The following is a 23,952-nucleotide window of genomic DNA, read 5'->3' on the forward strand; positions in this document are numbered from 1 at the left end:
GTGCCGCCCCAGCGGCACGACTGCCCGCAGCGGCGGCACGTCAGGCGGCACGACTGCCCGCAGTGGCGGCACGTTAGATTGACTTCGTGTTCTCCCGCCTCACGCGTCCCCAAGCCCTCGCCGTCCTGGCCGCCCCCGTCGTCGCGCTGCTGGCCACAGCCGCGTTCGCACCGCTCCCCTTCTCCGTCGCACAGCCCGGCATGACCGCCGACGTGCTCGGTGAGAACAAGGGCACCCAGGTCATCACGATCACCGGCGCCCCCGTACGGGAGACCAGCGGGCAGTTGCGGATGACGACCATCGAGGCGACCTCCCCGGACACCCGCGTCGACCTCCCGGACGTCATCGACAGCTGGTTCAGCACCGACCAGGCGGTCATGCCCCGCGACTCCGTCTACCCCAGCGGGGACAGCGTCGAGGAGATCCAGCAGTACAACCGCGAGCAGATGAAGGAGTCCCAGGACGAGGCCACCCAGGCAGCCCTGAACTACCTGAACCGCGAGGACGAGGACATCGAGGTCACTCTCAAGCTCGCCGACGTCGGCGGCCCCAGCGCCGGCCTGCTGTTCTCCCTCGGCATCGTCGACAAGCTGAACAGCGGCGACCTCACCGGCGGCCGGATCATCGCCGGTACGGGCACGATCGACGCGGACGGCACCGTCGGCGCGGTCGGCGGCGTACCCCTGAAGACGCAGGCGGCCGAGCGGGACGGCGCCACCGTCTTCCTGGTCCCGAAGGACGAGTGCTCCGACGCGCAGGCGGAACTCCCCGAGGGCCTGCGCCTGATCCCGGTCACCACCCTCAAGAGCGCCGTCGACGCCCTGACCGCCCTGGAGAAGGGCACCGGCAAGGTCCCCGCCTGCTAGCCCTGGTCCTAGCCCTCCTTGACGAACCCTTCCTCCACCATCCAGTCCAGCGCCACCTGGTGCGGGTCCTCCCCGTCGACGTCCACCTTCGCGTTGAGGTCCTGCGCCACGGTGTTGTTCAGCTTCGCCGTCACCGGCGCGAGGACGTCGGCGATGGCCGGCCACTTCTCGAAGGTGTCGGTGTTGACCGTCGGTGCCGCGTTGTAGTTCGGGAAGAACTTCCTGTCGTCCTCCATCACCACCAGGTTCATGGACTTGATCCGCCCGTCGGTGGTGAAGACCTCGCCGTACGTGCAGGCGCCCTTGGCCGTCTGGGTGTAGATGATCCCGGTGTCCATCTGCGTGACGTTGCGCGCCGGGATGTCCATGCCGTACGCCTTCTCCATGCCCGGCAGTCCGTCCGCGCGGTTGGCGAACTCGCCCTCCACGCACAGCGTCACCGCCCCCGGATCGGACCTCGCCAGCTCCGCCACCTCGGAGAGGGTCCGCGTGCGGTACTTCTCGTAGTTCGCCTGGCTCATGGCGAGGGCGTAGGTGTTGTTCAGCTCCGACGGCTCCAGCCAGGTCACCCCGTTCCTCACGTCCGCGTCCCGCACCGCCTCCCACTGTTCGCGCGGATCGGGGATCGGTCTGCTGTTGCCCTGGTACGTGATCCACGCCGTGCCCGTGTACTCGAACCCGGCGTCCGCCTCACCGTTGACGACCGCCTCCCGTGAGCCGACCGAGCCCTGGATGCCGGTCCGGTCGACGACCTCCGCGCCCGCCGCCTGGAAGGCGATGCCCATGATCGCGCCGAGGATGAGCTGTTCGGTGAACTCCTTCGACGTGACGGTGAGTTCCGCGCCCTCCAGGGGCTTCCCCTTGCCGATCGAGCCGGGCTCCACGTCGTCGACCATGGGGGAGCCGCTGGTCAGCCCGCAGCCCGAGGCCGCCGCCAGCAGCGCCCCGGCCAGGAACAGGCGGACACGTACCCGTACACGCCTCATGGGCCCGCCTCCAGCCCTCGTGGCCGCAGCAGCAGCTCCGCCAGGGAGGCCAGCCAGTCCACCAGCAGTGCGAGGACGACGGTGAGGACCGAGCCCACCACCAGCACCGGCATCCGCTGGCTGGTGATCCCTGTGGTGATCAGTACGCCGAGCCCTCCGCCGCCGCCGAAGGTCGCCAGCGTCGCCGTGCCGACGTTCAGCACGAGCGCCGTCCGCACACCCGCCAGGATGAGCGGGACGGCCAGCGGCAGCTCCACCCGCGTGAGCACGCCCAGGGGGGACATGCCGATGCCGCGCGCCGCCTCCAGCAGCGTCGGGTCGTTGGCCTTCAGCCCGGCGATGGTGTTGGACAGCACCGGCAGCACGGCGTAGGCGATGATGCCGATCAGGGCCGCCTTGCGGCCGATGCCCAGCCAGATCACCAGCAGCGCCAGCAGACCGATCGCCGGGGTCGCCTGGCCCATGTTGGCCAGCGCCATCGCCGCCGGGGTGGCCCTGCGGAACATGCGGCGGGTCAGCAGGACGCCCAGCGGGATCGCGATGATCAGCACGAAGAACGTCGAGATCACGGTGAGCTGGATGTGCTGCCACAGCGCCTTGGTCACCTGCCCGTTCGACAGCGCGTTCCGGGTGAGCGCGTCGAGGTCGGCCTGCTCGAACCACAGCCAGGTCGCGAGCAGCACGGCGATCAGCACCACCGGCAGGAACGTCAGCTTCCGCCAGGTCACCCGGGGCGGCTTCACGGCCGGGGGCGGGGGAGGGGCCTCCGGCTCGTCGGACGATCCGCCGCCCTCGTCCCGGAAGGCATGCCCCCGCACCTCGTGCTCGCCCTCGGGCCGCCGCCCGGAAGAGCCGGGAGTGGGGGCTCTCACGCCTTCTCCTCCCCGCCGAAGCCCTCCTGCTCGGCGTGCGTCTGCGCGGACCGCTGCTCCTCGAGGTCGTGCTGGGCGTCCATCGCCTCCAGGCGGTCCGCCTCCAGCAGTTCGTGCACGGAGTTCATCAGCGTCTCCACGTCCACGACACCCTCGTACGCGCCGCGCCGCCCGGTGACCGCGACCCGCCCCGTGTTGTCGGTGAGCACCGCCTCCAGCGCGTCCCGCAGCGTCGCGTCCCGGGTCACCGTGTCGTGCACCAGCGTGCCCGCGCGGGCCAGCGAACCCTTGGCGAGCGTCATGTCGCCGCGCCTGAGCCACTTGTAGGGGCGGCCCCGCTTGTCGAGCAGCAGGATCTCGTTGAAGCCGCTGGAGCGGAGCCGGTCGAAGATGTGCTGGAGCGGGTCGTCGACGGTCACCGTCGGATAGTCGGTGATCTCCACGTCCCGCACCCGGGTGAGGTTGAGCCGCTTCAGCGCCGCCCCGGCACCCACGAAGCCCGACACGAAGTCGTCGGCGGGGTTGGTGAGGATCGCCTCCGGGGTGTCGAACTGGGCGATGTGGGAGCGTTCGCGCAGTACGGCGATCCGGTCGCCGATCTTGATCGCCTCGTCGAAGTCGTGGGTGACGAAGACGATCGTCTTGTGCAGCTCCCGCTGGAGCCGGATCAGCTCGTCCTGGAGGTGGTCCCGGGTGATCGGGTCGACCGCGCCGAACGGCTCGTCCATCAGCAGCACCGGCGGGTCCGCCGCCAGCGCCCGCGCCACGCCCACCCGCTGCTGCTGGCCGCCGGAGAGCTGGCGCGGATAGCGGCCGTGGAACTCACCGGGGTCCAGACCGACCAGGTCCAGCATCTCCTCCACCCGCGCCCGCACCCGGGACGTGGGCCAGCGCAGCATCCTCGGCACCAGCGCGATGTTCTGCGCCACCGTCATGTGCGGGAACAGCCCGCTCGCCTGGATCGCGTACCCGATCTTGCGGCGCAGCCGCACCGGGTCCATGTCGGTGACGTCCTCGCCGCCGATACGGATCCGGCCGCCCGTCGGCTCGATCAGCCGGTTGATCATCTTCAGGAGGGTCGACTTCCCGCACCCCGACGGGCCGACGAGGATCACCGTCTCGCCGGACCTGAAGTCCAGGTTGACGTTGTCGACGGCCGGCAGCGCACTGCCCGGGTACCGCTTGGTCAGCCCCTCCAGCTCGATGGTCGCCCCGACCGACCGGGACTCCGTCCCGGATGTCTCAGGATCAGGCAGGTCGGATGGATCGGACAGATCAGGCACGGATCCCCCTGGGAATGGTCAGCCGCCCGATCAGCACGTACGCGGCGTCGAACAGCAGGGCGAGGACGATGATCCCGAGGGTGCCCGCGAGCACCTGGTTCAGCGCGTTCTTGCTGCCCAGCGAGGCGATCCCGCGGAAGATCAGGTTGCCGAGGCCGGGCCCGGAGGCGTACGCGGCGATGGCGGCGATGCCCATCAGCATCTGCGTGGAGACCCGGATGCCGGTCAGGATCGGCGGCCAGGCCAGCGGCAGCTCCACCCGCGCCAGCCGGGCCGCGCGCGACATGCCGATGCCCTTGGCCGCGTCCACCAGCGACGGGTCGACCCCGCGCAGCCCCACGATCGCGTTCCGCACGATCGGCAGCAGCCCGTACAGCGTCAGCGCGATCACCGTCGGCGGCACCCCGAGCCCCACCACCGGGATCAGCAGACCGATCATGGCCAGTGCCGGGATGGTCAGCAGGGTGGCGGTGGCGGTCGTGGCCAGGTTCCCCGCCCACTCGCTGCGGTAGGTGACCACCCCGATCAGCACGCCGAGCAGGGTCGCCACCACCATGCACTGGAAGACGACACTGGCGTGCTGGTAGGCGTCGATGAGCAGCTGCTGATGCCGGCTCCCCAGGTACTCCCAGAAGTTCACCTCTGCTCACCCCAGCTCGGCCAGGTCGGTTCACTCGCCGAGCGCGGCCTGCTCCACCAGCGGGATGATCCGCAGCGGAACGGGATTCTCCATGACGATCGCCGTGGAGGCCCGGACGATGCCATCAAAACCGACGACGAGGTCGATCACCCGCTGGAGATCGGCGTTGGAGCGCGCGACGAGGCGGCACATCATGTCCCCGGTGCCGGTCGTGGTGTGCAGCTCCAGCACCTCCGGGACGGTCGTCAAGTGGGCCCGTACGTCGGCTCCTTGGCCCTGCCGGATCTGCAGCGTGGCGAACGCCGTGACCGGGTAGCCGAGGGCCGCCGGATCCACCTGGGGGCCGAATCCGCGGATGACTCCGTTCGACTGAAGCCGGTCCAGGCGGGCCTGCACGGTCCCGCGCGCCACCCCCAGCCGCCGGGACATCTCCAGCACCCCGATGCGCGGCTCCCGCGCCAGCAGCAGGATGATCCGCCCGTCCAGATGATCGATCGCCATATGGTCCTCCCCAGTGGTCATCCTGTACAGAAAGCCCGTACACGGGCGCGTACGGCTGAACACATTGTCCAGTGGAAAGGCGAACTATTGCGCACCTTGCGGAGCTGGCCCACGCTGCCCCTATGACGCAGACCACACACCACACTCCCGACGCGACCGCCCGGCAGGCCGACCCCTTCCCGGTCAAGGGAATGGACGCGGTCGTCTTCGCCGTGGGCAACGCCAAGCAGGCGGCGCACTACTACTCCACCGCCTTCGGCATGAAGCTGGTCGCCTACTCCGGACCGGAGAACGGCAGCCGCGAGACCGCCGCCTACGTCCTGGAGAGCGGCTCGGCCCGCTTCGTGTTCACCTCGGTGATCAAGCAGTCCACCGAGTGGGGCGCCTTCCTCACCGACCACGTGAGCGCGCACGGTGACGGCGTCGTCGACCTCGCCATCGAGGTCCCGGACGCCCGCGCCGCGTACGCCTACGCCGTCGAGCACGGCGCCCGCTCCGTCGCCGAGCCGTACGAGCTGAAGGACGAGCACGGCACCGTCGTACTCGCCGCGATCGCCACGTACGGCAAGACCCGCCACACGCTGGTCGAGCGGAGCGGCTACGACGGCCCCTACCTGCCCGGGTACGTCGCCGCCGACCCGATCGTCGAGCCGCCGGCCCAGCGCTCCTTCCAGGCGATCGACCACTGCGTCGGCAACGTCGAACTCGGCCGGATGAACGAGTGGGTGGAGTTCTACAACAAGGTCATGGGCTTCACGAACATGAAGGAGTTCGTGGGCGACGACATCGCCACCGAGTACAGCGCGCTGATGTCGAAGGTGGTCGCCGACGGCACGCTCAAGGTCAAGTTCCCGATCAACGAGCCCGCCATCGCCAAGAAGAAGTCCCAGATCGACGAGTACCTGGAGTTCTACGGCGGTGCCGGCGTCCAGCACATCGCGCTGAACACCAACGACATCGTGCAGACGGTCCGCCAGATGCGCGCGTCCGGCGTCCGGTTCCTGGACACCCCCGACTCTTACTACGACACGCTCGGCGAGTGGGCGGGCGAGACGCGGGTGCCGGTGGAGACGCTGCGCGAGCTGAAGATCCTCGTCGACCGCGACGAGGACGGCTACCTGCTCCAGATCTTCACCAAGCCGGTCCAGGACCGCCCGACGGTCTTCTTCGAACTCATCGAACGCCACGGCTCGATGGGCTTCGGCAAGGGCAACTTCAAGGCCCTCTTCGAGGCCATCGAGCGAGAGCAGGAGAAGCGCGGCAACCTGTGACCGCGTAACCGCGTAACCGCGTAACCGCGTAGCTGCGGGCAGTCGTGCCGCAGGGCGGCACGGGTGGGCGCAGCGGCACCCCGCCAACGCCGGGCTGCGTCACCCACCCCTGCTCAGGACAACGCAGGCCCCGCCTGGACGGACGGTTCCCCCAGGCGGGCCAGGGCACCCTGGGCCTGACGCACCCGCAGCGGCGAGAACCACGGGTTGATCCGAAGGGCTTCCTTCAGGTGCCGCCGCGCGGATCCGTACCGCTCCAGCGACCGCTCGATCATCCCCCGGTGGAACACGTACAACGCACTCCGCACACCCCCGCCCTTCGTCCCCTCGGTCGCCCGCACGGCGAAGGGCAACGCCTCCTCGTGCTCCCCCGCCCGGTGCAGCGCCCACCCCAACGCGTCCGCCACCTCCGTCGACGGCTGCCGCTCCCACACCTCCCGAAGCCGCCGCACGGCATCCGACGCATCCCCGTGATCCGCCTCGAACCGCCCCAGCACCAACGACTCGTCGCCCCCGTGCGCGGCGGCCACCCGCACCCGCTCCCGCAGCACCCCGTACTGCACCCCCGCCGCCTGCTTCAGCCCCAGCGACTCGTACAGCTCACCCAGCTCCAGCGCGTACTCCGGCCGTGGCCGCTTCGCCAGCGCCGCCCGGTACGCGCTCAGCGCCTCCGTCGTCCGCCCCAGCGCCGCCAGCGCCCTGCCCTGCCCTGCCTGTGCCGCCCGCTGGTCGGGGTCGACCCGCACCGCCTCCTGGAAGTGCCGCAGCGCGTCCTGACGGTCGCCGCGCTCCCAGGCGAGCTGCCCGGCCCGCTCCAGGTACGCCGCCCGCTCGGCCGGCTCCCCGGCGGCCGACGCCGCGTCCGCCAGCTTGGCCGCCGCGTCCTCCCGCCAGCCCCGGTCCCGGTACACGGCCGCCGCCCGCGCCATCACGGCGGGACCGGAGCGCAGCTCCTTCAGCCTCTCCAGCAGCTTCCCCGTCTCCTCGTCGTCACCGAGCCCGGCGGACGCCTCGATCAGCAGCGGATACGTCGTCCACTGCTTCGGCTCCAGCTTCCGCGCCGCCTCGCCCCACTTCCGGGCCTCGGCGAAGTCCCGGCGGGCGTTCGCCAGCGCGGCCAGCCCCCGCAGCGCCGGGGCGTTCCCCTTCGCCCGTACCTTCAGCGAGGTGCGCAGCGCCTTCTCGGCCCGCGGCCAGTACGCCGGGTCCGCCAGCCGCAGTCCCTGTTCCACCCGGGCCGCCCCGAGCACCGCCCAGGCCTCCGCGTCCCCCGGATGCTTCCGCACCCGCCGCTCGCGCTCCTCGACCAGCGCCTCCAGGTCCGGCAGCGCGGCCGGCACCCCGCTGGTGACCGCCGCCAGCGCCCGCGCCCCCGGATCCGGCGCGGGCGGCGCCGCCTGCCCCCGGGGCAGCAGCGCCAGCACACCGCCCAGCACCGCGCACCCGGCGACCGAGGCGAGCAGCGCCCGGCGGCGCACCCGCCGACGGGGCTCACGTGGCTTGTCGTCCGTGGCGCACACAGTCATGGCGCACACTGTGCGTCACACCCCGCGTACGTACGATGATCACACTCCGATGTGACGCGCGTGCCTACGTGGGGTTCACACCGATGGCCCCCGGTGCGACGCTGTGATCATGAGCCGTATCGAAGCGCGACGCGATGAAGACACGGTGGCGGCCGGCCCCCTCGTCGACCGGCTGCTCGGCGGCCTGCCCCACGAGGCCGTCCTCACCGACCCCGACGTCACGGCCTCCTACGCCAACGACATGGCGAGCTTCTGCCCGGCCGGCAGCCCCGCGGTGGTGGTCCTGCCGCGCACGGTCGAGCAGGTCCAGCACGTCATGCGCACCGCCACCGAACTGCGCGTCCCCGTCGTCCCGCAGGGCGCCCGCACCGGCCTGTCCGGAGCCGCCAACGCCACCGACGGCTGCGTCGTGCTCTCCCTGACCAGGATGGACCGCATCCTGGAGGTCAACCCGGTCGACCGGATCGCCGTCGTCGAACCCGGCGTCATCAACGCCACGCTCTCCCGCGCGGTCGGCGAACACGGCCTCTACTACCCGCCGGACCCCTCGAGCTGGGAGATGTGCACCATCGGCGGCAACATCGGCACCGCGTCGGGCGGGCTGTGCTGCGTGAAGTACGGGGTGACGGCCGAGTACGTCCTCGGCCTCGACGTCGTCCTGGCCGACGGCCGCCTGATGTCCACCGGCCGCCGCACCGCCAAGGGCGTCGCCGGATACGACCTGACCCGCCTGTTCGTCGGCTCCGAGGGCTCCCTCGGCATCGTCGTCCGCGCGGTCCTCGCCCTGCGGCCCAAACCGCCCGAGCAGCTCGTGCTGGCCGCCGAGTTCTCCTCCGGCGCCGCCGCCTGCGACGCCGTGTGCCGCATCATGGCCGGCGGTCACGTCCCCTCCCTCCTCGAACTCATGGACCGTACGACCGTCAAGGCCGTCAACGACATGGCCCGCATGGGCCTCCCGGAGTCCACCGAGGCCCTGCTGCTCGCCGCCTTCGACACCACCGACCCTGCCGCCGACCTCGCCGCCGTCGGCGCGCTGTGCGAGGCCGCGGGCGCCACCCAGGTCGTGCCGGCCGAGGACGCCGCCGAGTCCGGACTGCTGCTCCAGGCGCGGCGGCTGTCCCTGGTCGCCCTCGAAGCGGTCAAGGGCACGACGATGATCGACGACGTGTGCGTGCCCCGCTCCAAGCTCGGCGAGCTCATCGACGGCGTCGAGCGGATCGCCGGGAAGCACCGGCTCACCATCGGCGTCGTCGCCCACGCCGGCGACGGCAACACCCACCCGACGGTCTGCTTCGACGCCTCCGACCCCGAGGAGTCGCGGCGGGCCCGCGAATCCTTCGACGAGATCATGGCGCTCGGCCTGGAACTCGGCGGCACCATCACCGGCGAACACGGAGTCGGCGTGCTGAAGAAGGAGTGGCTGGCGCGCGAGATCGGCCCCGTGGGACTGGAGATGCAGCGGGCCGTCAAGCAGGTCTTCGACCCGCTGGGCATTCTCAACCCGGGCAAGCTCTTCTGAACGGGAAGATGCCCGAAAGGGGTGGGGTCCGGCCGGACGGGCGGTCAGGTCCCCGCTCGTCTGATAGATGTGGTTCCCCCCGACCCACCCATCGAGCAGATACGGGACGACGGACATGAGCGCCCCAACCCCGGCCCCCGGCGACGACAGGCCCCGCGAAGGGTATTACCCGGACCCCTCCATTCCTGGATATGTCCGGTACTGGAACGGTGCCTCCTGGGTACCGGGTACGAGCCGTCCGGCGCCCAAGGACGGCGAGTCGCCGGCACCGCCGCCCGGCGCGGGCCCGGCGCGGCCCTCCGTCGAGGAGACCGGTCCGCACTTCTTCGACGAGGACCCCGTCGAGGAACCGTCCCCGGCCGAGTCCCAGCACGGCAGCCGGCCCGAGCCCGCCTCGGCGTGGGGCGCCGACCGCTCCCACCAGACCGGCTTCGGCGGCGACCAGGACCGCAAGGTGTCCTGGGGCGCCGACCCGAGGGTGCCGCACGCGGCCCCGCCTTCCGCGGCCTCCGCGCCTTCCGCGCCCTCCGCGCCGGAGGCCGGGCCCGCGGGCGCGGACACCCCGGACGAGCAGGCCGCGGCCGATTCGGGCAACACCTTCGTGTTCCGCAGACCGGCGTCGGCGTCGAAGCCGAAGCCGCGGCAGGGGGCCGGGTCCTCCGGCGGAGGACGCGCGGACGAGGGCACGATGACCTTCCGCGCCGTCACCCCGCGTACGGGACAGGGCCCCACGGAGCCGCAGACGGGCTCCGCCGCCTCCGGGCGGCCCGGGTTCGGGGCCGGGAAGGCGGCAGCCGCACGGGCCGCCGCCGCCACGGCGCCGTCCGGACCCCAGCAGACCACCGCCCCGGCCGTACCTCCGCAGGCAGCGCCTTCACGGACAGCGTCCCCGCAGGCCGTGTCCCCACAGGCCGTGTCCCCACAGGCCGCGAGCGCACCCCTGACGAGCGGTGCCGGCGGAGGCCAGTCCTCCTGGGCGCAGCAGGTGCACCGGCTGGCCGGCGGCGAGGAGCCGCCCGTCGCGCCCTGGAAGCCGCCCGTCGAGGACGTGTTCCAGGCCGCCGCCCGGCGCCAGGCCGCGGCCCGCCCCGCCGCGCTCGGCAGGCGGCTGGCCGCCCGGCTGCTGGACACCGTCGTCCTCGGCGCCGTCACCGCCGTGGCCGCCGTGCCGCTCGGCATCCAGGCCATGGACCACATCGACGCGAAGATCGAGGCGGCCAAGCTGTCCGGCGAGACCGTCACCGTCTGGCTGCTCGACGGCACCACCTCCGTCCACCTCGGCATCGTCATCGCCGTCCTCCTCCTCGCCGGTCTCCTCCTGGAGGTGCTGCCGACCGTCAAGTGGGGCCGCACGCTGGGCAAGAGGCTGCTGGGCATCGAGGTGCGGGACATCGAGGGGCACGAGGCGCCGTCCTTCGGCGCGGCCCTGCGCCGCTGGATCGTCTACAGCGTGCCCGGACTGCTCGTCGTCGGGATCGTCGGCGTCCTGTGGTGCCTGTTCGACAAGCCCTGGCGCCAGTGCTGGCACGACAAGGCCGCGCACACGTTCGTCGCCGCCGACTGAACCCGCGTCACCCGTACCGCCGCTGCTGCCGTCACCGCCGCTACTCCGGACGGCCGCTCGCCGGATGCGGGGCCGGAGGGTTCACGGTCGACTCGGGGGCATGACCACCGAACCGCCCCCCGGCTCCGGCCGACAGCCGCCGGACGACGACCCGTTCAAGAAGCACCCCCCGCCGGGCGGCCCCGACACCCCGGGACCGGGCTCCCCGTACGACACCCCCGGCGGCCCACCACCGCCGACCGGGGGCGGCGGGCCCTACGGCGGTGGTGACCCCTACGGCGGTGGCGGTGGCGGGCCTTACGGCGGAACCCCCGGTCCCCCCGACCCCCTCGCCGGCATGCCCCCGCTCGCCGACAGCGGCAGGCGCACGCTCGCCCGCATCATCGACATGATCCTCGTCGGCATCGTCGTCTGGCTGCTCACCTGGCCGTTCGGGGTCAGCGAGTACGACGTCGACGGCGACGAGATCAACGTCGGCAACTCCTTCGCGCAGTCCCTCATCGCCGCGGCCCTCTACATCGCCTACGACACCTTCATGACCGTCCGCAACGGCCAGACCCTGGGCAAGAGATGGCTGCGCATGCGGGTGGCCGACCTCGCCGACGGCTCCAACCCCTCCGTGCAGACCGCGCTGATCCGCGCCCTCGTGCTGTGGCTGCCGTTCGCGTTCTGCTGCGCCTGCGTGTGGACCGTGATCGCGGGCGGCTGGAGCTTCTTCGACCGGCCCTACAAACAGGGCCTGCACGACAAGGCGGCCAAGACCGTGGTGGTCAGCACCGGATGAGGGTCAGGACACCGCGCGCTCCCGCACCGGCTCGCGGGCCGGAGGGGCGACGGTGGCCCGTACCGGCTGGACCGGCTGGACGGGCCGGCCCGGCTCCGGGGTCACGGGCCGGTCCGCCACGGCGGGCCGTACCACCGCGACGGGCCGCCGGGGCCCGGGGAGCGGGACCGTCATGGCCACCAGCAGTCCGAGGGCGAGCGCCGAGACGGCGACGATCGCGACGCCCACGCCCGAACTCGCTCCGGACAACAGCAGCATGGCGAGCGTCGAGAAGATCACGGTGCACGAACCGTAAACGAGCTGAGCGACAGTCGGACGGGGCATGGCCATCGTGTCCTCGGGAGTCGGGGGCTGTCCGCCTGGCTTTCCACCGGTTCAGGGCGGTTTCGCCAAACGACTCTAACCGCGAGCGTGCCCGAGGGGAACGGACAGTAAGCGTGACCTGACCGACAGGGCCGGTGCACAGGGGGCGCACGGATTCATGGCGTCCATCAAGTGGACGGTTGTGCGCGCCCGCTCGGGTTCGCGGCGGTGTGTCCGGAAAGCGAACCACGGCTCCGCATAGTGCACTTGAACTGTTCAAGTCAAGGTCTGTTTTTTCTGGCGAACCTCTAGTCAAATGTCGTCACTTGACTACACGCGTTGATCACGTGCGCGCGGGACCTTCCACAGACGGAACCTCCTTCGGCCGCGCGTACGCACGCGGGAGGGGATCTCAAGTGATCAGTAGACCCTGGACGTTCAGAGCGGCCGCGACGGGCGTGGCCCTCGCGGCGGTCACCGCCACCTGCTCTGCGTTCACCGTGGCCCAGGCCGACTCGGCTGACAAGGCCGATCGTCCCAGCGCCGTGGACCGGCACGACCCGGCGGAGCACAACCACGTCGAGCACGACCTCGAGGGGCCGCTCTCCAAGACGCAGGAGGCCCAGCGGGAAGAGGCGCTCAACCAGGTCATATCCGGTAAGGCCTCGGTCAAGAACCGTGACGGTTCGAAGGTCGTCCAGCTCAAGAGCAAGAAGGGCGACAGCAAGTACGTAGAGCTCGGCCGCGAGAAGACCGACAAGATCTTCACGATCCTGGTCGAGTTCGGCGACCAGGTCGACAGCCGCTACGGCGGCGACGCCGGCCCGCTGCACAACCAGATAGCCAAGCCGGACCGCAAGGTGGACAACTCCACGGCCTGGCAGGAGGACTACGACCAGCAGCACTTCGAGGACCTGTACTTCGGGTCCGGCAAGGGCGTCGACTCGGTCAAGACCTACTACGAGAAGCAGTCCTCCGGCCGTTACTCGGTCGAGGGCGAGGTCTCCGACTGGGTCAAGGTCCCGTACAACGAGGCCCGTTACGGCAACAACGCCTGCGGCGACACCAACTGCCCGAGCGTGTGGAACGTCGTCAGCGACGGCCTGAACGCCTGGGTCGCCCAGCAGAAGGCGGCCGGCCGCACCGACGCCCAGATCAAGGCGGACGTCACCCGCTTCGACGAGTGGGACCGCTACGACTTCGACGGCGACGGCGACTTCAACGAGCCCGACGGCTACATCGACCACTTCCAGATCGTGCACGCCGGCGAGGACGAGTCCGCGGGCGGCGGCGCCCAGGGCACCGACGCGATCTGGGCCCACCGCTGGTACGCCTTCGGCACCGACGCCGGCGCCACCGGCCCCGAGCAGAACCGGCTCGGCGGCGCGCAGATCGGCTCCACCGGCATCTGGGTCGGCGACTACACCGTCCAGCCGGAGAACGGCGGACTCGGCGTCTTCGCCCACGAGTACGGCCACGACCTCGGTCTGCCGGACCTCTACGACACCGCCGGCGGCGAGAACTCCACCGGCTTCTGGACGCTGATGTCCTCCGGTTCCTGGCTCGGCACCGGGAAGAAGGAGATCGGCAACCTGCCCGGCGACATGACCGCCTGGGACAAGCTCCAGCTCGGCTGGCTGAACTACGACACCGCCAAGGCGGGCGTCAACTCCTGGCACAAGCTGGGCGTCGCCGAGTACAACACCAAGCACAAGCAGGCGCTGGTCGTCACGCTGCCGAAGAAGGCCGTGACCACCGAGATCATCGAGCCGGCCGAGGGCCGGACCCAGTGGTGGAGCGGCAGCGGTGACAACCTCAAGAACACGCTGACGCGTTCGGTCGACCTGACCGGCAAGTCCTCCGCCGAGCTCACCTTCGACGGCTGGTACGAGATCGAGGCCAACTACGACTACCTCTACACCGAGGTGTCCACCGACGGCGGCGAGAACTGGACCGCCGTCGACGGCACGGTCGACGGTCAGCCGATCCCGCGCGACGGCAGCGACAAGCCGGCCCTGCACGGCGCGCTCGACGGCTACAAGAAGTTCGCGTACTCCCTCGACGCCTACGCCGGCCAGAAGGTCGACCTGCGCTTCCGCTACCAGTCCGACGGCGGCGTGGCCCTCAAGGGCTTCACGGCCGACCAGATCACGGTGACGGCGGACGGCACGCCGGTCTTCTCCGACAACGCCGAGAGCGCGGACGCCGCCTGGACGGCGAACGGCTTCACCCGCCAGGGCGCGTCCTTCACCAAGGACTACGCGCAGTACTACATCGCCGAGAACCGCCAGTACGTGTCGTACGACAAGACCCTCGAGGTCGGCCCGTACAACTTCGGCTTCACGTCCCGCCCGGACTGGGTCGAGCACTACGCGTACCAGAACGGCCTGCTGATCTGGAAGTGGGACACCTCCCAGGCGGACAACAACACCAGCCAGCACCCGGGCACCGGTCTGGTCCTCCCGATCGACTCGCACCCGACCGCGCTGAAGTGGTCCGACGGCACGCTGATGCGCAACCGCATCCAGACCTACGACGCGACGTTCAGCAAGTTCCGCACCCAGGGCATGACGCTGCACAAGGCGGACGTGGCGAAGTGGATCCCCTCGTCGAAGGGCGTGTCGGTCTTCAACGACCGCACGAACACCTACTACGACCCGGAGAACCCGGGCGGCGGTGTCAAGGTCACTGACACCAACACGAAGATCAAGATCCTCAAGGAGGCCAGGAACGGCTCGACGATCGAGCTCGAGGTCGGCCCTGCCGGTAGGTAAATAGCATCTTCGCAGGTCAGAGCATGATCGGCGGTGACCCCCTGGCGGGTCACCGCCGATCCGTGTTTAGGTGCCTCCTGTGGCTCTCTTATTGACACCAGTGGACACGGGGGTATGACCGCATGGCCGCAGGAGGTTTCTGCAAGCTGCCGAACGGCACGGTGGTGGTGGCACTGAACCTGCCCAGCCCCGCCGCCGACGCACCCGCCGGGGTCCGCGTCCTCGTCCACGCCCAGAACCGCGCCCGAGCCCTGACCAGGCTCCGCAACCTGGGCCTGCGCTCCATCTACCTACGAGGCAACGCCGCCCCGCCCACCCCCGACGAGATCACCGCGGTCCTCCACCACCCCGACGGCCTCATATGGCGCACGACCCCCGACACCGCCGCCCTGACGGTGGAACTCTGGCACCCCATAAGAGCCCTGCTCAGACGCCCGGCGACCCCCGCGTAGCCGCGGGCGCCTCCGCCGCGTGACTGCGGGCACCTCCGCCGCCCAACCGCGGGCAATCGTGCCGCTGGGGCGGCACGGGTGGGCGCGGCGGCACCCCGCGAACGCCGGGCTGCGCGACACCCTCCGGCCCACTCCCACAGACCTCACTGCACGACAGGCTTCCCCGACAACTCCACCCCCGCCGAGCGCAGCTCCTCCAGCGCACGCTCAGTGCTCTCCGACGCCACCCCGGCCGTGAGGTCGAGCAGCACCTGGGTGCGGAAACCCTCCCGCGCGGCGTCCAGCGCAGTCGCCCGCACACAGTGATCCGTGGCGATCCCCACCACATCCACCTCGTCGACCCCCCGCTCCCGCAACCACTCCGCCAACGACGCCCCGTTCTCGTCAGCCCCCTCGAACCCGCTGTAAGCGGCCGAGTACGCCCCCTTGTCGAACACGGCGTCGATCGCCCCCGAAGTCACCGCAGGGGCGAAGTTCGGATGGAACCCGACCCCCTCCGTCCCGGCGACACAGTGCGCGGGCCAGGACCGTACGAAGTCGGGGTTGTCGGCGAAGTGCCCGCCGGGCGCGATGTGGTGATCGCGAGTGGCCACCACGTGCTGGTAGCCGCCGGCCGAGGCGGCCTGCCCGATCAGCTCGGTGATGGCGGCGGCCACATCCGCCCCGCCGGCCACGGCGAGGCTGCCCCCCTCGCAGAAGTCGTTCTGCACGTCAACGACGATCAGTGCGCGGCGCATGGTCGGTGTCCTTCGACTGTGGGATCGGGTGGGGTCGGGTGGGGGCGGGCCCGGCCGGGTGAACCTCCGAGCCTATTGAATTGAGGACGGCGCGGACAGGGGCACGGCAGGGCGGGCGGAAGCCCCAGCCCGCGCGACGGGAGCCCCGCCCCGCGCAAAGGGGGCACGCTTTCAACTACCCGACAGCCCGTGTGCGTACTCCGTCGGAAGGACGGGTTCCCCTCGGGAGAGCTGGGTCGCGGACAGCGGCAGGCCCGCGCGGGCCGCCGCGTGCCGGTCGCGGACCACGTCCAGCGGCTCACGGGCGATCACCTCGCCGCCCTCGACCAGCGGCACCAGGAGCTGCCGCCCGGCCAGCTCGTCGGGCACCGGGCCGGTGCCGACCACCTCGGCCTCGGCGACGCCGTACTCGTCCAGCCGCCGCGCGGCCCACTTGCGGCCGCCGACGGAGGTCTTCCCGCCGCTGGACTTCTTCGCCACCGGCACCAGCGGCGCCTTCGGGTCGGCGGACTCCGCGCGGGCGACCAGCTTGTACACCATGGAGGCCGTCGGGTGTCCCGAGCCGGTCACGAGCTGGGTCCCCACCCCGTACGCGTCCACGGGCGCCGCCGCCAGCGAGGCGATGGCGTACTCGTCCAGGTCCGAGGTCACGATGATCTTCGTACCGGTGGCGCCCAGCTCGTCCAGCTGCTGCCGCACCCGGTGCGCCACCAGCAGCAGGTCCCCGGAGTCGATCCGTACGGCGCCCAGCTCCGGGCCGGCGATCTCCACGGCCGTACGGACCGCCTCGGCCACGTCATAGGTGTCCACCAGCAGCGTCGTACCGCCGCCGAGGGAGTCCACCTGGGCCCGGAAGGCGTCCCGCTCGCTGTCGTGGAGCAGGGTGAAGGCGTGCGCGGAGGTGCCCACGGTGGGGATGTTGTAGCGGAAGCCGGCCGCGAGGTCGGAGGTGGAGGCGAAGCCGCCGACGTAGGCGGCCCGGGAGGCGGCCACCGCGGCCAGCTCGTGGGTGCGCCGGGCGCCCATCTCGATCAGCGGCCGGTTCCCGGCGGCGGACGACATCCGGGAGGCCGCGGCGGCGATCGCCGAGTCGTGGTTGAGGATCGACAGGATCACCGTCTCCAGGAGCACGCACTCCGCGAAGCTGCCCTCGACCCGCATGACCGGCGAGCCCGGGAAGTACACCTCGCCCTCGGGGTAGCCCCAGATGTCACCGGAGAAGCGGTAGCCGGACAGCCAGTCCAGGGTCTCCTCGTCGACGATGTCCTTCTCACGCAGGAACCGCAGGACGCCCGGGTCGAAGCGGAAGTTCTCCACCGCGTCCAGCACCCGCCCGGTGCCGGCCACCACGCCGTAGCGGCGGCCGTCCGGCAGCCGCCGGGTGAAGACCTCGAACACGCTGCGCCGCCCGGCCGTGCCGCCCTTCAGCGCGGCCCGCAGCATCGTCAGCTCGTACTGGTCAGTGAAGAGCGCGGTCGACGGAACATCCACCGGCAGCCCAAGGTCCGCTGTGTTCATGGCAGGGATGCTACCCCCATTTCGTCAGTTTGACGATTTCAGTCCGCGCACCGATCCGCGCACCGGAACAGCGGGCCGGTTTGTGCGACCACCCCCCTGCGGTGGCAGCATGGGCTGTGTGACGTCACCCGCACCCCTGGAGATCGAACGCACCGAATCGGCGGAGGAGGCCTTCGCCGTACCCGAGCCCGACGTCCCGTGGGTCACCATCGTCCACAACGACCCGGTCAACCTCATGAGCTACGTGACGTACGTCTTCCAGTCGTACTTCGGCTACAGCAAGGACAAGGCCACCAAGCTCATGCTCGACGTCCACCACAAGGGCCGGGCGGTCGTCTCCAGCGGTACCCGTGAGGAGATGGAGCGCGACGTCCAGGCCATGCACGGCTACGGCCTGTGGGCCACCCTCCAGCACGACCGCAAGTGACCGATCCGGACATGACCGAACCGGACATGACCCGCCCCCGCCCGCAGGACCGGAAGCAGCGAATCGCCGCCATGCCAGGAACCTTCGAACCGCTCCCCGGCGGCGGCGCGGCCGTCGCCCTCGACGACGTCGAGATCTCCATCATCCGGTCCCTGGCCGTGCAGCTCATGGAGCTCATCGGCCCCGGCCCGTCCGAGGACGCCTCCGCCGACCCGCTCGCCGAACTCTTCAGCGAGGGCCCGAGCGAACCTCCCTCCGACCCGGTGCTGCGCCGCCTCTTCCCGGACGCCTACGGCGACCCCGAGGGCACCCCGGGCGCCAAGGAGGCCGAGGAGCAGCGGGCCCACTCCGCGGAGTTCCGCCGCTACACCGAGAACGACCTGCGGGCCGGCAAGCGCGACAACGCCCTCGCGGTGATCCGCTCCCTGGACGCGCTCACCCCGGCCGGCGAGGGCGGCGCGGTGCTGGAGCTGTCGCCGGACGCGTCCCGCCAGTGGCTCGGCGCCCTCAACGACCTGCGCCTCGCGATCGGCTCCCGCCTGGAGATCAGCGACGAGGACGACAGCGACCTCCTCTTCCGCCTCCCCGACGAGGACCCGCGCAAGCCGATGGTGATGGCGTACCTGTGGCTCGGCGGACTCCAGGAGACCCTCGTCTCGACGCTGATGCCGTGAATTGATCAGGGTCTGTCCGGAAAGATCCCTCGATCCGTTCGCTCAGAGAAACCTCAAGTCCGGATAACGATCCCGTCACCGCCCCTGCGTGTTTGCCCCGTAGGGGTGGTTTCTTGTGGTCTGCATCACTCGATGTCAGGTGAACGGCGTGGTAAGAATCGGCAACTCGCTTGCGGCCCACCCCTCGCCGTGATCGGGAAAGCCGGTCACCGCCGGTGTGTACGACCAGCACGACAAGAGGACGACGGCCCGGTCCACGGCCGCCGTCCCAACGCCGTCGCCGAACGGGACGTGGGCCCCGCCCACATCGACACCCGCTCCGCTGCGCACGCCAGCACGTCCCCGCGCCACCGAGGAAGTTCGATGTCACTCGACTCCATCACCACGACCATTGACGACGCCGTCAGTGATTTCTTCGACCCTGTCGCGACCACAGTCGGCGACATCGTCTTCTACACGGTCCCGCTCGGAGGCACCGACCTCCCGCTCATCGTCGCCTGGCTCGTGATCGCAGGTCTGGTCTTCACCGGCTGGTTCGGCCTGATCCAGGCACGCAAGATCAAACTCGCCCTCGACGTCGTACGGGGCAAGTACGACGAGAAGGACGCACCCGGCGAGGTCAACCACTTCCAGGCCCTGACCGCCGCCGTCTCCGGCACCGTCGGCCTCGGCAACATCGCCGGTGTGGCCGTCGCCGTCTCCATCGGCGGTCCCGGCGCCACCTTCTGGATGATCCTCTGCGGCCTGCTCGGCATGGCCACCAAGTTCGTCGAGGTCACCCTCGGTGTGAAGTACCGCGAGGAGCACGCCGACGGCACCGTCTCCGGCGGCCCCATGCACTACCTGCCCAAGGGCCTCGCCGAACGCTTCGGCCGCGGTGGCGCCAAGCTCGGCAAGGTGCTCGCCGTCCTGGCGTCCGCCATGATCCTCTTCTTCGGTCTGTTCGGCGGCAACCTGTTCCAGACCAACCAGAGCTACGCGCAGATCTCCTCCACCTTCGGCGGCGAGGACGGCTTCATGGCCTCCTCCGCGGGCGCCGTGCTGTTCGGTCTCGTGGTGGCCGCCCTGGTCGGCCTCGTGCTGCTCGGCGGCATCCGCTCCATCGCCTCCGTCACCAGCCGGCTGGTCCCCGCCATGGCGATCATGTACGTCGTGGCCTGTCTGATCGTCATCCTGACGAACATCACCGCCGTGCCCGACGCGATCGGCAGCATCTTCCAGGGCGCCTTCGAGGCGGACGGCGTCGCGGGCGGCGTCATCGGCGCCCTGATCGTCGGCTTCCAGCGCGCCGCCTTCTCCAACGAGGCCGGTATCGGCTCCGCGCCCATCGCCCACTCCGCGGTCAAGACCAAGCACCCCGCCAGCGAGGGCCTGGTCGCCCTGCTCGAGCCGTTCATCGACACCGTCATCGTCTGCACCATGACCGCGCTGACCATCGTCATCGCGGCCCCCGCCAGCTGGGACGAGGCCCGCCAGGGCGAGAGCATCGGCGGCGTCACCATCACCTCCGACGCCTTCGAGACCGTCCTGCCCTGGTTCCCGCACCTGCTGACCGTCGCGGTGCTGCTCTTCGCCTTCTCCACGATCCTGACCTGGGGCTACTACGGCCTCAAGTCCTGGACGTACCTCTTCGGCCGGAGCAAGGCCAGCGAGATGACGTTCAAGGTGACCTGGAGCGTGTTCGTGGTCGCGGGCTCCCTGCTCTCCCTCGACTCGCTGATCAGCCTCGCGGACTCGGCGCTCTTCCTGCTCTCCGTGTTCAACATCATCGGCCTCTACCTGCTGGCCCCCGTGGTCAAGCGCGAGCTCAACTCCTTCCTGGAGTTCGTCCGCCGCCGCAACGGCGGCGAAGCGGTGGACATCCCGTCCGAGACGGCCGACTCCCCGGCGACCAAGTCGCCCTGACTCCCGGACAGGACCTCTGTCCGTCCCCACCGGGACGCCGGCCGCAGGAAGTGCTCGTGGCACCCCCTGCGGCCACCCGCTCAAGGCGTCCGGCATGCGGGCCGTTCCGTACCACCCCTCGGTACGGAACGGCCCGTCTGCTTATCCTGAGCCCCATGCTGACCATCACCCAGGCCCTGTACGACCAGATCGTCGCCCACGCCCGTGCGGACCACCCCGACGAGGCGTGCGGCGTGGTGGCGGGCCCGGTGGGCGCCGGCCGCCCCGAGCGCTTCATCCCCATGCTGAACGCGGCCCGCTCGCCCACCTTCTACGAGTTCGACTCCCAGGACCTGCTGAAGCTGTACCGCGAGATGGACGACAACGACGAGGAGCCGGTGGTCATCTACCACTCCCACACCGCGACCGAGGCCTACCCCTCCCGCACGGACATCTCCTACGCCAACGAGCCCGGCGCCCACTACGTCCTGGTCTCCACCGCCGACGCCGACGGCGCCGGCGAGTTCCAGTTCCGCTCCTTCCGCATTCTGGAAGGTGAGGTCACGGAGGAGGAGGTCAAGGTCGTGGAGGCCTACTGAACCGGGCCCGCCGAACCGGCGAACACGGCCCCGATCTCGTATACCGGAAGAAAGGTGTCCGAAGCGTGAGATCACACTCTGGAGGCCGGTCCGGGAATCGATACGATGACCCCATGGTTCTTCCAGACGTGAGCGAAAAAGCGCCGGGCGCCCTGCTCGTGGCGCGGCTGCACGTCGACCTGTGCAGGCTGAACAGCGCCATCTGTTGATCTTCCGCTGCCGCCGTGGGCCGTGAGCCGCGGCGAACTGCCGCGCGCCCCCGCGCGCCCTTACGAACCCACGACAGACACTTCCGACAGGAGCCCTCAGCCATGGCCATCGAGGTCCGCATCCCCACCATCCTCCGCCAGTACACCGACGGTCAGAAGGCGGTGGAGGGCACCGGGGACACCCTCGCCGAGCTCTTCACCGACCTCGAGACCCGGCACACCGGCATCCACGCCCGCATCGTGGACGGTGAGCAGCTCCGCCGCTTCGTCAACGTCTACCTCAACGACGAGGACGTCCGCTTCCTGGACGGCATCAACACCAAGCTGTCCGACGGCGACAACGTCACGATCCTGCCGGCCGTGGCCGGCGGTATGGCCTGATCGGCGATGCGTTACGACTCCCCGCTGGCCGCGGTGGGCAACACCCCCCTGGTGCGCCTGCCGCGGCTCTCGCCGTCCGCCGACGTCCGGATCTGGGCGAAGCTGGAGGACCGCAACCCCACCGGCTCGGTGAAGGACCGCCCCGCCCTGTTCATGATCGAGCAGGCGGAGAAGGACGGCCGCCTCACCCCCGGCTGCACCATCCTCGAGCCGACCAGCGGCAACACCGGCATCTCGCTGGCCATGGCCGCCAAGCTCAAGGGCTACCGCATGGTCTGCGTGATGCCCGAGAACACCTCGCAGGAACGCCGTGACCTGCTCGGCATGTGGGGCGCGGAGATCATCTCCTCCCCGGCCGCCGGCGGCTCCAACACCGCCGTGCGCGTCGCCAAGGAACTCTCCGCCGAACACCCCGACTGGGTGATGCTCTACCAGTACGGCAACCCGGACAACGCCGGCGCCCACTACGCGACCACCGGCCCCGAGATCCTCGCCGACCTGCCCTCCGTCACCCACTTCGTGGCCGGCCTCGGCACCACCGGCACCCTCATGGGCGTCGGCCGCTACCTGCGCGAGCACAAGCCCGACGTCAGGATCGTCGCCGCCGAACCGCGCTACGACGACCTCGTCTACGGCCTGCGCAACCTCGACGAGGGCTTCGTCCCCGAGCTGTACGACGCCTCCGTGCTGACCACCCGCTTCTCCGTCGGCTCCGCCGACGCCGTCACCCGCACCCGCGAACTCCTCCAGCAGGAGGGCATCTTCGCCGGCGTCTCCACCGGCGCCGCCCTGCACGCGGCGATCGGCGTCGCGAACAAGGCGCTCAAGGCCGGCGAGAGCGCCGACGTCGTCTTCGTCGTCGCCGACGGCGGCTGGAAGTACCTGTCGACCGGCGTCTACACCGCCACGACGACCGAAGAGGCCATCGACACCCTCCAGGGCCAGCTCTGGGCGTGACACCACACGTGTGACAGGGGGCCGGAGAGCAGCATCGTCTCCGGCCCTTCACGTGTTCTCGGAGTCACCCCGACCACCGCCCCGCCCGGACTCCCACCCGGACCCCCGCCGTCTCCGTGGCCGGTGCCCCCGACCCCACCCGTCGACGAGCGCGGAGACGAGCGCGAGCAGTACCACCGCGGCGAGCGCGAGCCACCAGGCCGTGTGCATGCCCCGACCGTACCGGCGCGAGTCCCCGTCCCGCGCCCCTCCCACCCCGCCGTGCGCCGCATCCAGCCGAACCGGTGACAGCACAGGTGAGTTCGCCCACAACGGCCCCTGGCGGAGGAGCGACCACAGGTTTTGCGCCTTACGCTCGACAAACCGCACGACCCCCGTCTCTCCACACCCGCCAGCGGAGGTTTCTGCTTCATGAAGCTCACCGTCGTCGGCTGCTCGGGGTCGTTCCCGTCCGCGGAATCGGCCTGCTCGAGCTACCTCGTCGAGGCCGACGGCTTCCGGCTGCTCCTCGACATGGGCAACGGCGCCCTGGGCGAGCTGCAGCGCCACTGCGGTCTCTACGACCTCGACGCGATCTTCCTCAGCCACCTGCACGCCGACCACTGCATCGACATGTGCGCCTACTTCGTGGCGCGCTACTACCGGCACGACGGCGGCCGCTGCGCCCCCCTGCCGGTCTACGGCCCCGAGGGCACCGAGCACCGGCTCACCACCGCCTACGCCGACACCCCCTCGGCCTCCTCCATGAGCGAGGTCTTCGACTTCCACACGGTCAAGCCGTCCACCTTCGAGATCGGCCCGTTCCTCGTCCACACCGAGCGCGTCGCGCACCCGGTCGAGGCGTACGGCATCCGCATCGAGCACGGCGGCAGGACACTGACGTACTCCGGCGACACGGGCGTCAGCCCCGCGCTCGACGACCTCGCCCGCGACGCCGACCTCTTCCTGTGCGAGGCCGCCTTCACGCACGGCAAGGAGAACATCCCCGACCTGCACCTCAACGGCCGCGAGGCGGGTGAGACGGCGGCCCGCGCGGGCGCCCGCCGCCTGATCCTCACCCACATCCCCCCGTGGACCGACCCGCAGGCCAACCTCACCGACGCCCGCGAGGCGTACGACGGCCCGGTGGGGCTGGCGGCACCCGGGGCGACGTACGAGATCTGACGCGCAACGACCGGGGCCCCCGGAAGCCGTGACGGCTTCCGGGGGCCCCGGTGTCATGTCG

Annotated in this window: 24 protein-coding genes; 15 read left to right on the forward strand and 9 right to left on the reverse strand. The window is 70.6% G+C overall.

Annotation, left to right across the window (positions count from 1 at the left end; genetic code table 11):
* Positions 1-86: 86 nt before the first annotated feature.
* The gene (locus AMK33_RS05530; RefSeq protein WP_073931607.1) at positions 87-866 is read left to right on the forward strand and encodes a YlbL family protein; all 780 of its coding nucleotides are present in this window, start codon (positions 87-89) and stop codon (positions 864-866) included.
* Between the two features lie 8 nt (positions 867-874).
* Here AMK33_RS05530 and AMK33_RS05535 read toward each other — a convergent pair whose 3' ends face one another.
* The 5 genes from AMK33_RS05535 to AMK33_RS05555 are packed head-to-tail and all read right to left on the reverse strand — an operon-like array spanning position 875 to position 5,148.
* Positions 875-1,852: a glycine betaine ABC transporter substrate-binding protein gene (locus AMK33_RS05535; RefSeq protein ID WP_073931608.1), complete on the reverse strand. Its 978-nt coding sequence runs from the start codon at positions 1,850-1,852 to the stop codon at positions 875-877.
* The gene (locus tag AMK33_RS05540; RefSeq protein ID WP_073931609.1) at positions 1,849-2,724 is read right to left on the reverse strand and encodes an ABC transporter permease; all 876 of its coding nucleotides are present in this window, start codon (positions 2,722-2,724) and stop codon (positions 1,849-1,851) included. The genes AMK33_RS05535 and AMK33_RS05540 overlap by 4 nt, the downstream gene beginning before the upstream one ends.
* Positions 2,721-3,980, reverse strand: coding sequence for an ABC transporter ATP-binding protein (locus AMK33_RS05545; protein ID WP_073932045.1), 1,260 nt, complete (start codon positions 3,978-3,980; stop codon positions 2,721-2,723). Before AMK33_RS05545 ends, AMK33_RS05540 begins: the two co-directional genes overlap by 4 nt.
* A gap of 19 nt (positions 3,981-3,999) precedes the next feature.
* A complete protein-coding gene (locus AMK33_RS05550; RefSeq protein ID WP_073931610.1) occupies positions 4,000-4,647 on the reverse strand; it encodes an ABC transporter permease in 648 nt (215 codons plus the stop codon).
* A 30-nt stretch (positions 4,648-4,677) separates the two neighbouring features.
* Positions 4,678-5,148 (reverse strand): Lrp/AsnC family transcriptional regulator, encoded by a 471-nt coding sequence (locus tag AMK33_RS05555; RefSeq protein ID WP_073931611.1) that lies wholly within the window; start codon positions 5,146-5,148, stop codon positions 4,678-4,680.
* Positions 5,149-5,270: 122 nt separating this feature from the next.
* Between AMK33_RS05555 and hppD the strand changes: the two genes are divergently transcribed.
* Positions 5,271-6,419 carry a 4-hydroxyphenylpyruvate dioxygenase gene (gene hppD, locus AMK33_RS05560; protein ID WP_073931612.1) on the forward strand — a complete coding sequence of 383 codons (1,149 nt, stop codon included), beginning with the start codon at positions 5,271-5,273 and terminating at the stop codon, positions 6,417-6,419.
* Positions 6,420-6,532: 113 nt separating this feature from the next.
* Here the strand turns inward: hppD and AMK33_RS05565 are convergent, their stop codons facing one another.
* Positions 6,533-7,945 carry a tetratricopeptide repeat protein gene (locus tag AMK33_RS05565; protein WP_073931613.1) on the reverse strand — a complete coding sequence of 471 codons (1,413 nt, stop codon included), beginning with the start codon at positions 7,943-7,945 and terminating at the stop codon, positions 6,533-6,535.
* 103 nt (positions 7,946-8,048) lie between these two features.
* On the opposite strand from AMK33_RS05565, the gene AMK33_RS05570 reads away from it, so the two are divergent.
* From AMK33_RS05570 to AMK33_RS05580, 3 genes are all read left to right on the forward strand, one after another.
* Complete coding sequence (locus AMK33_RS05570) at positions 8,049-9,464, forward strand: FAD-binding oxidoreductase (RefSeq protein ID WP_073931614.1); 1,416 nt, start codon at positions 8,049-8,051, stop codon at positions 9,462-9,464.
* A 115-nt stretch (positions 9,465-9,579) separates the two neighbouring features.
* On the forward strand, positions 9,580-11,028 hold the full coding sequence (locus AMK33_RS05575; RefSeq protein WP_073931615.1) for an RDD family protein: 1,449 nt from the start codon (positions 9,580-9,582) through the stop codon (positions 11,026-11,028).
* Positions 11,029-11,128: 100 nt separating this feature from the next.
* Positions 11,129-11,812, forward strand: a complete 684-nt coding sequence (locus AMK33_RS05580; protein ID WP_073931616.1) for an RDD family protein — start codon at positions 11,129-11,131, stop codon at positions 11,810-11,812.
* 3 nt (positions 11,813-11,815) lie between these two features.
* On the opposite strand, the gene AMK33_RS05585 is transcribed toward AMK33_RS05580, so the two are convergent.
* Entirely contained in the window at positions 11,816-12,142 is a 327-nt protein-coding gene (locus AMK33_RS05585) for a hypothetical protein (protein WP_073931617.1), read from the reverse strand.
* Between the two features lie 389 nt (positions 12,143-12,531).
* Here AMK33_RS05585 and AMK33_RS05590 point away from each other — a divergent pair, with 389 nt between their 5' ends.
* Positions 12,532-14,889 carry an immune inhibitor A domain-containing protein gene (locus AMK33_RS05590; protein WP_073931618.1) on the forward strand — a complete coding sequence of 786 codons (2,358 nt, stop codon included), beginning with the start codon at positions 12,532-12,534 and terminating at the stop codon, positions 14,887-14,889.
* Between the two features lie 122 nt (positions 14,890-15,011).
* Positions 15,012-15,341, forward strand: a complete 330-nt coding sequence (locus AMK33_RS05595) for a hypothetical protein (RefSeq protein WP_073931619.1) — start codon at positions 15,012-15,014, stop codon at positions 15,339-15,341.
* Positions 15,342-15,484: 143 nt separating this feature from the next.
* On the opposite strand, the gene AMK33_RS05605 is transcribed toward AMK33_RS05595, so the two are convergent.
* The gene (locus AMK33_RS05605) at positions 15,485-16,078 is read right to left on the reverse strand and encodes a nicotinamidase (protein ID WP_073931621.1); all 594 of its coding nucleotides are present in this window, start codon (positions 16,076-16,078) and stop codon (positions 15,485-15,487) included.
* Between the two features lie 171 nt (positions 16,079-16,249).
* Entirely contained in the window at positions 16,250-17,596 is a 1,347-nt protein-coding gene (locus tag AMK33_RS05610) for a nicotinate phosphoribosyltransferase (protein ID WP_073931622.1), read from the reverse strand.
* A 109-nt stretch (positions 17,597-17,705) separates the two neighbouring features.
* Here AMK33_RS05610 and clpS point away from each other — a divergent pair, with 109 nt between their 5' ends.
* From clpS to AMK33_RS05650, 8 genes are all read left to right on the forward strand, one after another.
* Entirely contained in the window at positions 17,706-18,023 is a 318-nt protein-coding gene (gene clpS / locus AMK33_RS05615) for an ATP-dependent Clp protease adapter ClpS (RefSeq protein WP_073931623.1), read from the forward strand.
* 71 nt (positions 18,024-18,094) lie between these two features.
* Positions 18,095-18,697 carry a DUF2017 domain-containing protein gene (locus AMK33_RS05620; protein WP_073932046.1) on the forward strand — a complete coding sequence of 201 codons (603 nt, stop codon included), beginning with the start codon at positions 18,095-18,097 and terminating at the stop codon, positions 18,695-18,697.
* A 363-nt stretch (positions 18,698-19,060) separates the two neighbouring features.
* On the forward strand, positions 19,061-20,602 hold the full coding sequence (locus AMK33_RS05625) for an alanine/glycine:cation symporter family protein (RefSeq protein WP_073931624.1): 1,542 nt from the start codon (positions 19,061-19,063) through the stop codon (positions 20,600-20,602).
* A gap of 155 nt (positions 20,603-20,757) precedes the next feature.
* The gene (locus AMK33_RS05630; protein ID WP_073931625.1) at positions 20,758-21,180 is read left to right on the forward strand and encodes a Mov34/MPN/PAD-1 family protein; all 423 of its coding nucleotides are present in this window, start codon (positions 20,758-20,760) and stop codon (positions 21,178-21,180) included.
* A 113-nt stretch (positions 21,181-21,293) separates the two neighbouring features.
* Positions 21,294-21,389: a putative leader peptide gene (locus AMK33_RS44870; RefSeq protein WP_327378561.1), complete on the forward strand. Its 96-nt coding sequence runs from the start codon at positions 21,294-21,296 to the stop codon at positions 21,387-21,389.
* A gap of 102 nt (positions 21,390-21,491) precedes the next feature.
* Positions 21,492-21,770 carry a MoaD/ThiS family protein gene (locus AMK33_RS05635; RefSeq protein WP_073931626.1) on the forward strand — a complete coding sequence of 93 codons (279 nt, stop codon included), beginning with the start codon at positions 21,492-21,494 and terminating at the stop codon, positions 21,768-21,770.
* A gap of 6 nt (positions 21,771-21,776) precedes the next feature.
* A complete protein-coding gene (locus AMK33_RS05640; RefSeq protein ID WP_073931627.1) occupies positions 21,777-22,727 on the forward strand; it encodes a PLP-dependent cysteine synthase family protein in 951 nt (316 codons plus the stop codon).
* Between the two features lie 411 nt (positions 22,728-23,138).
* Complete coding sequence (locus AMK33_RS05650; RefSeq protein WP_073931629.1) at positions 23,139-23,891, forward strand: MBL fold metallo-hydrolase; 753 nt, start codon at positions 23,139-23,141, stop codon at positions 23,889-23,891.
* Positions 23,892-23,952: the final 61 nt, after the last annotated feature.

The sequence above is a fragment of the Streptomyces sp. CB02400 genome (assembly GCF_001905725.1).
GTDB lineage: Bacteria > Actinomycetota > Actinomycetes > Streptomycetales > Streptomycetaceae > Streptomyces > Streptomyces atrovirens.